At 63.9% G+C, this 12,683-nt stretch carries 9 protein-coding genes and 2 pseudogenes; 9 read left to right on the top strand and 2 right to left on the bottom strand.

What is annotated here, in order from left to right:
• Positions 1-58: 58 nt before the first annotated feature.
• The 8 genes and pseudogenes from NHH88_31250 to NHH88_31215 all read left to right on the top strand — a co-directional run bounded on the left by NHH88_31250 (position 59) and on the right by NHH88_31215 (position 10,735).
• On the top strand, positions 59-1,228 hold the full coding sequence (locus NHH88_31250; protein ID USX17489.1) for a class I SAM-dependent RNA methyltransferase: 1,170 nt from the start codon (positions 59-61) through the stop codon (positions 1,226-1,228).
• Positions 1,229-1,242: 14 nt separating this feature from the next.
• Complete coding sequence (locus NHH88_31245) at positions 1,243-2,520, top strand: multidrug effflux MFS transporter (GenBank protein USX14062.1); 1,278 nt, start codon at positions 1,243-1,245, stop codon at positions 2,518-2,520.
• A gap of 221 nt (positions 2,521-2,741) precedes the next feature.
• Positions 2,742-4,898 carry an HDOD domain-containing protein gene (locus NHH88_31240; GenBank protein ID USX14061.1) on the top strand — a complete coding sequence of 719 codons (2,157 nt, stop codon included), beginning with the start codon at positions 2,742-2,744 and terminating at the stop codon, positions 4,896-4,898.
• A 7-nt stretch (positions 4,899-4,905) separates the two neighbouring features.
• On the top strand, positions 4,906-7,188 hold the full coding sequence (locus NHH88_31235) for an EAL domain-containing protein (GenBank protein USX14060.1): 2,283 nt from the start codon (positions 4,906-4,908) through the stop codon (positions 7,186-7,188).
• A 17-nt stretch (positions 7,189-7,205) separates the two neighbouring features.
• A complete protein-coding gene (locus NHH88_31230) occupies positions 7,206-8,804 on the top strand; it encodes an SEL1-like repeat protein (GenBank protein USX14059.1) in 1,599 nt (532 codons plus the stop codon).
• A gap of 145 nt (positions 8,805-8,949) precedes the next feature.
• A pseudogene (locus NHH88_31225) lies at positions 8,950-9,776 on the top strand (DUF4145 domain-containing protein).
• Between the two features lie 523 nt (positions 9,777-10,299).
• Positions 10,300-10,392 (top strand): annotated as a pseudogene (locus NHH88_31220) (SEC-C metal-binding domain-containing protein).
• A 91-nt stretch (positions 10,393-10,483) separates the two neighbouring features.
• Positions 10,484-10,735, top strand: a complete 252-nt coding sequence (locus NHH88_31215) for a hypothetical protein (protein ID USX14058.1) — start codon at positions 10,484-10,486, stop codon at positions 10,733-10,735.
• A 15-nt stretch (positions 10,736-10,750) separates the two neighbouring features.
• Here NHH88_31215 and NHH88_31210 read toward each other — a convergent pair whose 3' ends face one another.
• Both NHH88_31210 and NHH88_31205 read right to left on the bottom strand, forming a co-directional pair.
• Positions 10,751-11,296 carry a DUF4865 family protein gene (locus NHH88_31210; GenBank protein ID USX14057.1) on the bottom strand — a complete coding sequence of 182 codons (546 nt, stop codon included), beginning with the start codon at positions 11,294-11,296 and terminating at the stop codon, positions 10,751-10,753.
• The gene (locus NHH88_31205) at positions 11,293-11,700 is read right to left on the bottom strand and encodes a tautomerase family protein (GenBank protein USX14056.1); all 408 of its coding nucleotides are present in this window, start codon (positions 11,698-11,700) and stop codon (positions 11,293-11,295) included. Before NHH88_31205 ends, NHH88_31210 begins: the two co-directional genes overlap by 4 nt.
• 102 nt (positions 11,701-11,802) lie before the next feature.
• Here NHH88_31205 and NHH88_31200 point away from each other — a divergent pair, with 102 nt between their 5' ends.
• Positions 11,803-12,681, top strand: a complete 879-nt coding sequence (locus tag NHH88_31200; GenBank protein ID USX14055.1) for a LysR substrate-binding domain-containing protein — start codon at positions 11,803-11,805, stop codon at positions 12,679-12,681.
• The last annotated feature ends 2 nt before the right edge of the window (positions 12,682-12,683 follow it).

The raw sequence follows: 12,683 nt of genomic DNA, 5'->3' as shown, positions 1-12,683 counted from the left end.
TTTTCAACGGACAAAAGGTACACCTATGGCATCCTATTTTTGCCCATGCCCGCGCGGCATGGAAGCGGCACTGGCCGAAGAACTGGGCGAAATCGCCCTCCTGAGCACCACCATGAAGGTGCACAACCAGGTTCCCGGCGGCGTGCACTGCTCCGGCGACCTGCTGGACTCCTACCGCATCAACCTGCACTCGCGGATCGCCTCGCGCGTGCTGATGCGCATGGCCGTCACCGGCTACCAGAACGAGAACGACATCTACGACCTGGTGCTGGCGCAGCAGTGGGAAGACTGGTTCACCTACGACCACACGATCCGTGTCGACGTCACCGCCGTCAAATCCCCGCTGAAAAGCCTGGAGTTCACCACGCTGAAGATCAAGGACGCGATCTGCGACCGTTTCCGCGACCAGTTCGACAAGCGTCCGTCGGTCAACACCAAGGAACCGGACATGCGCATCGTCGGCTTCCTCGACGCGCGCCAGTTCATCATCTACCTGGACACCTCGGGCGAGGCGCTGTTCAAGCGCGGCTGGCGCGAGGAAACCGGCGACGCGCCGCTGCGCGAGAACCTGGCCGCCGGCCTGCTGCGCGTGTCGGGCTGGAAGCCTGGCATGCCGCTGTTCGACCCGATGTGCGGCTCCGGCACCATCCTGTGCGAAGCGGCGCAAATGGTGCAGGGCATCCCGCCGGGCGCGCGCCGCCGTTTCGCCTTCGAAGCGTTCAACGACTTCGATCCGGCGCCGTGGAACGAGATGAAGAATTCGATCAAGGCCAATCCGCTGCCGGAATCGCCGACCATCTTTGGCTCCGACATCTCGGGCGACATGGTGGCGATGACCCGCCATAACCTGAAGTGCGCCGGCATCATGTTCGACGTGCCGCTCAAGCAGATCGAGGCGCAGGAAGTGAAGGCGCCGACCGAGCAGCCGGGCATCCTGCTGACCAATCCTCCGTACGGCGAGCGTATCGGCGTGCGCGGCGACAGCTCGCTGCCGGAGGACGAACTGGCCAGCGGCTTCTATTCCGCGCTGAGCACCACGCTCAAGCAGCGCTTCGCCGGCTGGACGGTGTTCCTGTTCACCGCCGACCTGGGGCTGCCGAAGATGCTGCGCCTGAAGGAATCGCGCAAGACGCCGTTCTTTAACGGCGCGCTCGAATGCCGTCTGTTCCGCTTCGATATGGTGGCGGGCTTCAACCGCCGCGAAGCGGCCAAGCCCAAAGAAGTCTAAAAAAGGCCCCGCCGATGTTCCCGACACCTCCCGCCAATCTCCCGCCCGATCCTGTCGAGGACATCCCCCCGCCGCCGCCGTCGCACATGAAAGTGCTCAGCGCGGCGGGGCTGGCGACCATGCTGGCGGCGATGTCGATGCTCGGGCCATTCTCGATCGACGCCTACCTGCCGGCCTTCCCCAACATCCAGGCCTCGCTGAACGCCACTCCGCTCGAAGTGCAGCAAAGCCTGACGTTCTACATGCTGGCCTTCGCCGCGATGGTGTTGTGGCACGGCGCCCTGGCGGACGCCTTCGGACGCCGCAACGTGGTGCTGGTATCGCTGGTGATGTTCGCCATCGGCACCTTGGGCTGCGCCTCCGCGCACACGGTGCATTACCTGTGGGTGTTCCGCATCATGCAGGGCGTGTCGGCCGGCGCCGGCGTGGTGGTGGGGCGCGCCATCATCCGCGACCTGTACGATGACGCCGCCGCCGCCCGCCTGCTGTCGCTGGTGACGATGATCTTCTCGATCGCGCCGGCCATCGCGCCCATCCTCGGCGGCTGGATCGTCACCTTGTTCGACTGGCGCGCGATCTTCCTGTCGCTGCTGGCCTACACGATCCTGCTGTTCATCTACTGCTACCGCCGCCTGCCGGAGACGCTGCCGCCGCACAAGCGCCAGCCGTTCAACCCGCGCTACCTGGCGCGCAACTACGGCGACATCCTGCGCTCGCCGCTGTTCCTCATGAAGTCCGGCGTGGTGGCGCTCAACTTCGCGGGCCTGTTCGTGTACATCGCGGCGGCGCCGGAATTCCTGCCCCAGCACCTCGGACTGGGACCGTCGCAATTCGGCTGGCTGTTCATCCCGGCGGTGTCCGGGATCTTCCTGGGCGCGCTGGCGGCCAACCGCATGGCCGGGAAAATGACATTTTCGCGACAGATCGGCATCGGCTTCTGTTTCCTGATCGCGGCCCCGGTGCTGAACGTTTTGTACCATCTGCTGTTCCCGCCAGCGCTGCCCTGGTCGGTCGCGCCTCTGCTTTTCTACAACTTCGGCATGTCGGTCGTGGCGCCCGCCGCCACCCTGCTGGCGATGGACCTGTTCCCGCACATCCGGGGCACCGTGGCCTCGTGCCAATCGTTCGCGCTCACCATGCTGGGCGCGCTTGTGGCGGGCGTGATCGCGCCGTTTTTAGCACATTCCGTGCTGTGGTTAGCCGCAGGACAGCTGGCCTTTAGTGCCTCTGCTCTCCTTTTATGGTTGACGTCGCGCCATTACCGGCGCATGCTTCTACGCCATCCAGGTTAACACTTGTTTACGTATGGAAATGTAAATAGTTTAGAATGAAAGATAGATATCTGCTTGATAGCTGCCAAGTTATCATGATACTTTATGCTAATATAACTTTTCCAAACGTAATTTCAAGCCTAAAACCTGCCTGAAACACTGATGGAAAAATAACTTTTTGCGGTACTGAGCCGTTGAGTACCTCCCTTATTCGACGACCACTGGCGGCAAAGCTGGATACGATGCATCAACCTGACCATGACATTCGCAATCGATTGCTGATTGCCCGTCTGCCGGCCATGCCGCAGATACTCATTAAGTTGATCGAGCACTTGCAGGCGGATGACGCCGGCATGCCGGAGCTCGCCGCATTGATCGCCAAGGATGCGGCGATGACCAGCAAGATCCTCACCGTCGCCAACAGCTCGGCCTTCCACCGCAACGCCCGTACGGTCGGCCTGGAGCAGTCGCTGGTGTCGCTCGGCACCGACATGATTAAGACCCTGGTGATCAGCGAATCGGTGTTCCAGACCTTTAACAGCTTCCCCCATTCCGGCAGCACCGACTTGCGCGGTTTCTGGAAAGGCTCGCTGACGACCGCCGTCATCGCGCGCGACATCGCCCGCAAGATGGAGTACCCGCACGTCGAGGAGGCCTATCTGGCCGGCCTGCTGCACAACGTCGGCCGCCTGGCGCTGCTGGCGACCGCGCCCAAGGAATACGGCTTCAACTTCATGGCGCGCGACGACGAGGACCTGTGCGCCGTCGAACAGCGCACCTTGCAGATCACGCACTCGGAGGCGGGCGCCTGGCTGATCGAGCGCTGGCACCTGGACTCCTTCCTGGCCGACAGCGTGCTGTATCACCACGAGCCGCTGGCGCGCCTGGAGTCTTCGCATCCCTTGATCCGTATCGTGCGCCTGGCGCACCTGTTGTGCTGCCACGACGACCAGCAGGAGGCGATCGAGAGCGGCGCCTATTTGTGCGGGCTCGATGGCGAGGTGCTGGAGCAGATCGTCAACAACGCCGCGCGCCAGGTGGAAAAGTCGGCCGATTACCTGGGCATCGACCTGACCGGCGTCGACGACGTGCCGGTGCCGGCCGCCTACGCGCCGCCGGTGGTCGATCCGGTGCAGCAGCGCCTGTCCGAGGAAGTGCGCAACATGGTGCTGGTGTCCGAGATGGGCCAGTCCTTCGCGCGCCAGAACGGCGAGGCCGGCCTGCTCGAATCGATGACGCGTTCGGCGCGCATCCTGTTCGACTTCGAGAACGCGCTGGTGCTGCTGGAGAACCCGACCGGCCACGCGCTGCACGGCACCGCCACCGGCGACCAGCAACTGCGTTTTTCCGAATTCATCATCCCGCTCAACAAAGGCGGTGTGGTGGCGGCGTGCGCGCTGGAACGCAAGCTGGCCATCATCAGCCGCGACGGCCAACTACAACCACCATTGAGCGTGGCCGAGGACCAGTTGTTCCGCATCCTCGGCAGCGAGAGCATGGTCTGCCTGCCGCTGGTGGCCAACCAGCGCTGCCTCGGTGTGCTGATCGGCGGCGCGCCGGCCTGGCAGATGGCCAGCTACCAGAAGCGCGCGCGCTTCCTGCAGTCGTTCGGCACCCAGGCCGCCGCCGCGCTGGAGACGGCGATCAGCGAGCGCGGTCACGCCAAGCGCCAGATCGCCCATGTCGCCGAGGAGTACCGTGAAGCGTCGCGCCGCGTGGTGCACGAGGTGAACAATCCGCTGTCGATCATCAAGAACTATCTGTCGGTCCTCGACAGCAAGCTGGCCAGGCGCGAGCCCGTGGTCGGCGAGATGTCGATCCTGAACGAGGAGATCGACCGCGTCGGACAATTGATCAACGGCCTGGCCGATCTGCAGCCGACCGAGACCACGCGCGCCACCGATGTCGCGCGCGTGGTCGACGACGTGCTGCGCCTGTTCCGCGCCACCGACTTCGTGCCGGCGTCGGTGCAGATCGTGGTGCGCATGCAGGAGGAGCCGGCCGACATCGAGGGCGACGCCGACCTGCTCAAGCAGATCCTGGTCAACCTGATCAAGAACGCGGTCGAGGCCATGCCCGACGGCGGCAAGATCGAAATCGCCAACCGCGGCCACGTGAACCGCGAGCGCAAGCTGTATCTGGAGCTGGTCATCGGCGACACCGGCCCGGGGCTGTCGGCCGACGTGCTGGCCAATCTGTTCTCCCAGGTGCGCAGCACCAAGGAAGGCCCGCACCATGGCTTGGGCCTGTCGATCGTCCACGGCCTGGTGAAGAAGATGCAGGGCCTGATCACTTGCCGTTCCGGCAAGGCGGGAACCACTTTCGAAATTTTGCTGCCCGCGCGTAGCAGTTCCAGTCCCGTCGGCGGCGTGCAAACGCGGTTGATGGATTCAGTTTAAGGCCATTATGAACCTGACTCCCGCCGGCCACGCCGCCCCAGAAACGAGTTCGGACGACCCAACCCCCGTCGCCCACGCCGCCGATAATTGGCCCCGCATCCTGCTGGTGGACGACGAACCGCGCCTGCTGTCGTCGTTGTACGAACTGCTGCGCGACCGCGACTACCATCTGGTGACCGCGACTTGCGGCAGCGAGGCGCTGGCCCAGCTGACCAAACTGAAATTCGATCTGATTCTGCTCGACCTGCGCCTGCCCGACATGAGCGGTCACGAGATCATGGACTTCATCAACGCCAAGGGCATCGACGGCGACGTCATCGTCATGAGCGGGGAGGTCGGCATCGACGCCGCCATCGGCGCGCTCAAACGCGGCGCCTACGATTACCTGCGCAAGCCTTACAGCCGCGAAGAGCTGCTCAAGACCGTGGAGAACGCGCTGCAAAAGCGCCGCCTGGCCGTCGACAACGAGCGCATCGCCTCCAAGCTGGAAAACTCGGAGAAGATGTACCGCTACCTGGTCGACAGCTCGCCGGACATCATCTACACGCTGAACCACGAAGGCAAATTCACCTTCATCAACGACCGCGTGCAGCAGCTGCTCGGCTTCACCCGCGAAGAGCTGATCGGCAAGCACTATTCGATCCTGGTGCACGACGAGGACCAGGAGCGCGCCCGCTACGCCTTCAACGAACGCCGCGTCGACGAACGGGCCTCGCGCAACGTCGAGCTGCGCCTCAAGTGCAACACCGGCGGCGGCATCGAGCGCACCTTCAACAACACCTTGATGACGATTTCGCTCAACGCCATCGGCATGCACGTCCCCGACCACAGCGTCAAGAAGCACGAATTCTTCGGCACCTACGGCGTCGCCCGCGACATCACGGACCGCAAGCGCGCCGAGGAAGTGATCTCCTACCAGGCCTACCACGATATCCTGACCGACCTGCCGAACCGCATGCTGTTCAAGGACCGTCTCGGCCTGGCCGTGATCCAGGCCAAGCGCAAACTGACCGAGCTGGCGGTGATGTTCATCGACCTTGACCGCTTCAAGCTGGTCAACGATACGCTGGGCCACGTCAAGGGCGACGAACTGCTGCAGCAGGTGTCGCAGCGGCTCAAGGAATGCCTGCGCCGGGGCGACACCCTGGCGCGCCAGGGCGGCGACGAATTCACCATCGTGCTGCCCGAGCTGCGCGACCGCCAGGATGCCAAGGCCATCGCCGACAAGTTCCTCGAAAGCCTGCACGAGCCGTTCGACCTCGATGGCCACCAGGTGCACATCTCCGCCTCGATCGGCATCGCCATCTATCCGAACGACGGCGAGACCATCGACGAGCTGCTGCGCCACGCGGACATCGCCATGTACCAGGTCAAGGCGCTTGGCAAGAATGGCCACAGCTTCTATCACGACTCGATGCTCGACGTGTCGCACCAGAAGATCGCGCTGGAACAAAGCCTGCGCAAGGCGCTGGAGCTCAACGAACTGGAAATGTACTACCAGCCGCAGCTCGACGTCGCCACCGGCCGCATCATCGGCGCCGAAGGCTTGATGCGCTGGAACCACCCGCAGCGCGGGCTGCTGTCGGCCGGCGAGTTCCTGCCGTTCGCCGAGGAAAACGGCTTGATGCTGCCGATCTCGGACTGGATGCTGGGCGCCCTGTGCCGCGATCTGCTGCAGTGGAACGCCGCCGGCGGCGAGGCGATACGCCTGTCGCTGAACCTGTCGCCGCAATACCTGGACCGGGGCGACTTCTTCGAGAAGATGCGCGGCGCGCTGACGCGCTACGGCATCTCGCCGGCGCAGATCGAAGTCGAGATCACCGAGAACATCTGCATCCGCAATCCGCAGTACGCGATCGAACAGTTGAACAAGCTTTGCCAGCTGGGCGTGTCGGTGGCGATCGACGATTTCGGCACCGGCTATTCGTCGCTGTCGTATCTGCACCGCTTCCCCATCCACACCATCAAGATCGACCAGTCCTTCGTCAAGGAGATCCACGACGAGAACGGCCACTACCCGGTGATCCTGGCGATCATCTCGATCGCGCGCGGCCTTGGCCTGCACCTGGTGGCGGAAGGCGTGGAGACCGACGTGCAGGCGCGCTACCTGCAGGCCAACGGCTGCACCACGATGCAGGGCTATTTCTACCACCGCCCGATCTCTCTGCTCAGTTTTATCGACGTGCTGATGGACCAGAACCGCTTGTCGGCTTCCTCCGCGACGACACCCAACGCGGCGAAGACGCCGACTACAGACACCCAACCGGCCATGGTCGCAATCCAGGCTTGAACAATCAGTGAAGCAGCATGACGAAATACACGCCTGACGGACCCGATGCCAATAAAGGCGGCACCTACACAGCCGAGTTCCTGCGTGTCAAGCAGCAAGCCGAACGTGGTATCGCCAACGCCCAGCATAGCCTGGGCTTTATGTACTTCAACGGCCAGGGCGTGGCGCAAAGCTTTGAGCTGGCGGTTGTCTGGTATCGCCAGGCCGCGATGCAGGGGCTGGAGCACGCGCAGTACAACCTGGGCGTGATGTTCCAGAAGGGCCAGGGCGTCGAGCAGAATTACGAGGAAGCGGCGGCCTGGTACAAGCTGGCCGCCGAGCAGGGCTACGCCGCCGCCCAGTACAACCTTGGCTGGTTGTACGCCAAGGGCCAGGGGCTGGAAGCGGACACGCAGAAAGCCATGTACTGGTTCAGCAAGGCCGCCGAGCAGGGCGACGCCGGCGCGCAGAACAATCTGGGCATGATGTACGACACCGGCAAGGGCGTGCCGCAGGACTTCAAGCAGGCGATCGCCTGGTACCGCAAGGCGGCGGAGCAGGGCTACGCGCGCGCGCAGTTCAACCTCGGTCTGCGCTACGACAACGGCCAGGGCGTGCCGCAGGATGTGGGGCAGGCGATGTCGTGGTACCGCAAGGCGGCCGACCAGGGTTACGCGCCGGCGCAGTTCAATCTGGCGCTGCGCTTCGACAAGGGCGACGGCATCGCGCAGGACAGCCAGAAGGCCATCCTGTGGTATCGCCGCGCAGCGGAGCAGGATCACGCCAGCTCGCAGTTCAATCTGGGTCTGATCTACGACAACGGCCAGGGCGTGCCGCGCGACGAGCAGAAGGCGCTGGACTGGTACCGCAAGGCGGCCGAGCAGGGTCACGCGGGGGCGCAGAACAATCTGGGGCTGCGCTACGATCACGGCCAGGGCGTGCCGCAGGATTATGGCCAGGCGCAGCTCTGGTACCGCAAGGCGGCGGAGCAGGGCTATCCCGGCGCGCAATACCATCTCGGCCTTCTGTACGACGCCGGCCACGGCGTGCCGATGGATCACCAGGAAGCGATTTTCTGGTATCGCAAGGCGGCCGACCAGGGCCACCTGCGGGCGCAGTTCGATCTGGGCCTGCGCTACGAGACGGGTCGCGGCGTGCCGAAGGATTTGCGCAAGGCGATGCTGTGGTACCGGCGCGCGGCCGAACAGGATTACGCGGCCGCGCAGTACAACCTCGCGCTGCTGTTCGATAGCGACGAGGGACCGCAGCCCGATAGCGCGCAGGCCAACGGCTGGTATGCCAAGGCGGCGGCGCAGGGGCATACGCTGGCGCAGTTCGCGCTCGGTCTGCGCTATGACAACGGCCAGGGCATGCCGCAGGATTATGCGCAGGCCCACCACTGGTATTTGCAGGCGGCCGGGCAGGGGCACTTGCGCGCGCAGTTCAATCTTGGATTGATGTATCTTGTGGGGCAGGGCGTGCGGGCCGACGTGACGCAGGCGTGGTTATGGCTGGCGATGGCGGAACGCGGCGGCTTCGGCGCCGCCGAGCGGTATCTGAAAACGGCTGCGTCGCGCATGGACGGCGAACAGTTGGCGCAGGCGCGCCAGCGGCTGCAGGCGCCGCACCTCACCTAACCTTGCGACCATGAACGATCTCGAATTCGCCGAGCTGGTCTCCACCCGAATCGCATCGGTCTACGGCGTCGCCAAACGCAGCCAGCATCAATTCCCCGCACACGCGCTCATTCAGACCCGCGCGCTTGCCAGTCTATGCTGCGACATGCTCTATCCGTACGACAGCGAGTGGAAGTTGGGCCTGGAGGGAAAGATCAATGCGCTCGTCAAGTCGCATTTGATCAACGCGGACATTCAAGAACTTCTGCATAAGTTGCGGCGTTGGGGGAATTGGGCAGCGCATCCGGAGGAAAGTCTGCGGAGTGAGGAACAACTGCAAGCCATGGCCAGGCAGGCGCTCGTCGACGTGATGGCGCTGATTGAAGTTGTCTTTCGTCAGAAAAATCATGGGGCTCAAGTACCCGACTACCTCATGGTCGATGAAAGCCCGGACGAACTGAGTGCGGTGTGCTACCGGGCGTTGTTTGAAAGCCGTCCCACGGACCAGTACCGGGCCGCGATGCTGCTGCTGAAGCAGTCGGCGTCCAACTTCGCGATGACGGAACGGGCGCTTGACCTGCTCCGCTACGCCAGCGATGCGGGCTACACCCGGGCACGCTACCAATATGGGCTCGCGTTGTCAGAGGGAAAACGCGGGCAAGAGAATATCGGCCGAGGCGTCGATCTCATTGAGATGGCCTGCCAGGATGGCGACATCGATGCCCTCGCATGGTGCGGTCGCTCGGCACTGTTGGGCCTGCATGAGGGACCAATTGACCATGATCGGGCCAGGGATTATCTGGAGCGCGCGGCCGCTGAAGACCATCCGCTTGCATTGGTTCTCCTTTCGACGATCTATCGGGAAGGGCAGGGCGTGGCGGCCAACGCCAAAACGGCGTTCGATTTGACATTGCGCGCTGCGGAAGCCGGCTACCCCATCGGCCAATATCAGGCGGGCCAGGCTTTGTATCACGGCGAAGGGGTGGCGGCGAACGAAGCAGCGGCGCTCACCTGGCTACAACGGGCAAGTGATGCGGGCCTTCACATCGCCCAGCGCGCGGTTGGCGTCCTCATTCGCAATGGCTCATTGCCCGGAGGATTATCTAAAGCAGAAGAGCTCCTCCAACGCGCTATGCTGAGAGTCAATCAGGCCCACCTGGACCTTGCCGACCTTTATATGTCGCGGGAAGAACCGGGGAAATGGATCGAAGCGCTCGCCCTGGTGCAGAAAGCTTTCGAGAATGCCGTCGGCGACCACGACGAGGCGACGTCCAATCAAGCGCTTCAGATGGCGCCGGCGTTGATCAACAGACTCATGGCGTCACGCGGCAAGCTCTCCGCTGCACAGCTTGAGAGTTTCGCGTTGACGCGCCTCTTGTTCGACGAACAGGGCCGGCCGTGTCCGAACCGCGAAACGCGTATGCGCGATTTCGTCACTAACGCTATATCGGCAATATCGTTGTCTCAAATCCAAAACAACAACGCAAAGGAAGAAGCAAGCCCGTTGCCGGCGACCGTCAAACAACGCATCGGCAATGAAAAGGTTGGCCGCAACGAGCCTTGCCCTTGCGGTAGCGGGAAAAAATACAAGGCCTGCTGCGGCTTATAGCAGCCTCAAAAAAAGGCATGTGGGATGGACGTTTACTTGTTATTATTGGTTGCCAACTTCATAAGTTAAAAACCACTAGTCGGGAGAGTTTATGAACAAGATAGTCTTAGCCGCAGCAATGATGACGATGTTCGGCCTGGCGGGATGCGCCGCGACGGACCGGGCCGAGGAAACGCCGGCCGTCGCCACCGCCGAGGCCGGCCCGGTCAAGCTGCGCGACCAGTCGGTGGTCACCGGCAGCCGTATTCCCGGCGTGCGCAGCGCGCCGGTCTCGGCGACCGATGCCGCCGACGCCAACCGGCAGATGCGCGACAACGCCACGCCGTTCACTATGAAACAGTAAGCTGCTCCCGGACCGCTACCGCCCCGGCGCCGACACGTGGCCGACGCGGTAGTGCAGCGCGTCGCCGTCCGCCGGCGGCGCGTCGCGCCACAGGCACAGGCGCACCGCGCTCCATGTCACCGGTTCGAAGCCGATCACCACCGCCAGCGCGCCGCGCTCCAACGCCTGGCGCGCATATTCCTGCTCGTTGACGCGCAACGCCGCCAGGTCGCTATGCGGCGCGATCGACGCCGCGACGCGCGTGGCATGGCGCGCCGCGCGCACCTCGGCGCCCACATTGGCGTGCCACGGCGTCCAGGTTCGCACCGACGGCCACCCGAAAGCCCGGGCCACGCCGGCGAATCCCGGACCGTTAAGAAAACCATGCATCGACTCTTCATCGCGCCACAGGTAGAACGGCGCGTACAGGTTCTCGGGGGACTCGCCGTCCGCGTACAGGTAGGCCTTGAACACCAGTCCCGGCAAATCATCCAATAGCGGCCCCTTGGTGGCGATCCGTTCGCGCACGATGGCCATGTCGTAGTCGGCCGGCAGCACAAAGCTGTACTGCATCGCGATCATGATCCAACTCCCCGCAGCAGCGGCGCCGCCGGCGCGCCGCCACTGAACGACCACTCGTCGCCGAGCGTGGTGGTGATGACCACCATCACATCCCTCGGGTTGATCCCCGGCGCCTCGGCCAGGCGCTCCACCAGCCGGCGATAGAACGCCTGCTTGACCTCGGTGCCGCGTGGCTTGCCGGCCGTGATCGCGATCAGCACAAAGTCGTCGGAGCGCGGGCCGCCTTCGCTTTCGTAGTCGCGGTCGAAAATCAGTTCGTTCGGCTCGTGCTGGTGGATGACCTGGAAGCGGTCCGTGGGCGGCACGTTGAAGGCCTCCACCATGGCGGCGTGCAGGCCGTCGCTCAACGCGCGCAAATAGTCGGGCGATTTTCCTTTTAGCAGGGATATGCGGCTCATGGGCATGATGTCCTCCGTTTGTTTGATTGACAGCCTCACGATACAGGACTAAATTAATACTGAAAATCAGGAATATTTTGATTAATGGTTCGATAAATCAGGATGGTTATGCGGAAGATTACGTTCGACCTCGATGTGCTGCGCACCTTCGTCACCGGCGTGGAGTTGGGCAGCTTCGCCAAGGCGGCAGACAGGTTGGGGCGGTCCACCTCCGCCGTCAGCGCCCAGTTGAAAAAACTGGAGGACCAGCTAGAGGCGCCGGTGCTGCGCAAGGCCGGACGCGGCATGGAGCCCACGCCAGCGGGCGAGACCTTGCTGGCCTACGCGCGCCGCCTGCTGGAATTGAACGACGAAGCGGTGACGGCGTTGCGCGGCGCCGATCTGGCGGGCACCGTGCGCCTCGGCATGCAGCAGGATTTCGGCGAGCATCTGCTGACCGAGGTGTTGGGCCGCTTCGCCCGCGCCCACGCGCAAGTCAGCATCGAGGCGCGGGTGGGGCGCAACGCGCAATTGATCGAACAGGTGGGGGCGGGCCAGCTCGATCTGGCGCTGGCGTGGGACAGGACCGGCGACTGGCCGTACGCGCATCGTCTGGGCCAGCTGCCGATGCGCTGGCTGGCGGGCGCACACGCCGAGCTGCCGGCGTTCGACCGCAGCACGCCGCTGCCGCTGGTGATGCTCGACGCGCCTTGCCTGATGCGCTCGGCGGCGATCGACGCGCTGGACCGGGCCGGCATCGCCTGGCGCATCGTCTTTACCAGCACCAGCCTGTCGGGTGTGTGGGCGGCCGTCGCGGCTGGCTTGGGCGTGACGGTCAGGACGTCGGTCGGCATGCCGGCCGGCCTGCGCCTGCTCGATCCGGCCATGCTGCCGACTTTGCCGCACATCGGCTTGAGCCTGCTGCAATCGGAAGCGCAGCTCAAGCCGGTGGCGCAAAGGCTGCGCGAGATCGTGCTGGAAGCGGTGGCCCCGGCGCTGGCGACCTGACG

The sequence above is a fragment of the Oxalobacteraceae bacterium OTU3CAMAD1 genome (assembly GCA_024123915.1).
Taxonomy (GTDB): domain Bacteria; phylum Pseudomonadota; class Gammaproteobacteria; order Burkholderiales; family Burkholderiaceae_D; genus Rugamonas.
The sequence above is the reverse complement of the archived record's forward strand: the minus strand, read 5'-3'. Positions and strand labels throughout refer to the sequence as shown.

What these genes read in the sequence shown, in the direction of transcription:
- NHH88_31250 (USX17489.1), top strand. Translation starts at nt 59, where the DNA reads ATGGAAGCGGCACTGGCCGAAGAACTGGGCGAAATCGCCCTCCTGAGC.
- NHH88_31235 (USX14060.1), top strand. Translation starts at nt 4,906, where the DNA reads ATGAACCTGACTCCCGCCGGCCACGCCGCCCCAGAAACGAGTTCGGAC.
- NHH88_31205 (USX14056.1), bottom strand. Translation starts at nt 11,700, where the DNA reads ATGCCCATGAGCCGCATATCCCTGCTAAAAGGAAAATCGCCCGACTAT.
- NHH88_31200 (USX14055.1), top strand. Translation starts at nt 11,803, where the DNA reads ATGCGGAAGATTACGTTCGACCTCGATGTGCTGCGCACCTTCGTCACC.
- NHH88_31210 (USX14057.1), bottom strand. Translation starts at nt 11,296, where the DNA reads ATGATCGCGATGCAGTACAGCTTTGTGCTGCCGGCCGACTACGACATG.
- NHH88_31215 (USX14058.1), top strand. Translation starts at nt 10,484, where the DNA reads ATGAACAAGATAGTCTTAGCCGCAGCAATGATGACGATGTTCGGCCTG.
- NHH88_31245 (USX14062.1), top strand. Translation starts at nt 1,243, where the DNA reads ATGTTCCCGACACCTCCCGCCAATCTCCCGCCCGATCCTGTCGAGGAC.
- NHH88_31230 (USX14059.1), top strand. Translation starts at nt 7,206, where the DNA reads ATGACGAAATACACGCCTGACGGACCCGATGCCAATAAAGGCGGCACC.
- NHH88_31240 (USX14061.1), top strand. Translation starts at nt 2,742, where the DNA reads ATGCATCAACCTGACCATGACATTCGCAATCGATTGCTGATTGCCCGT.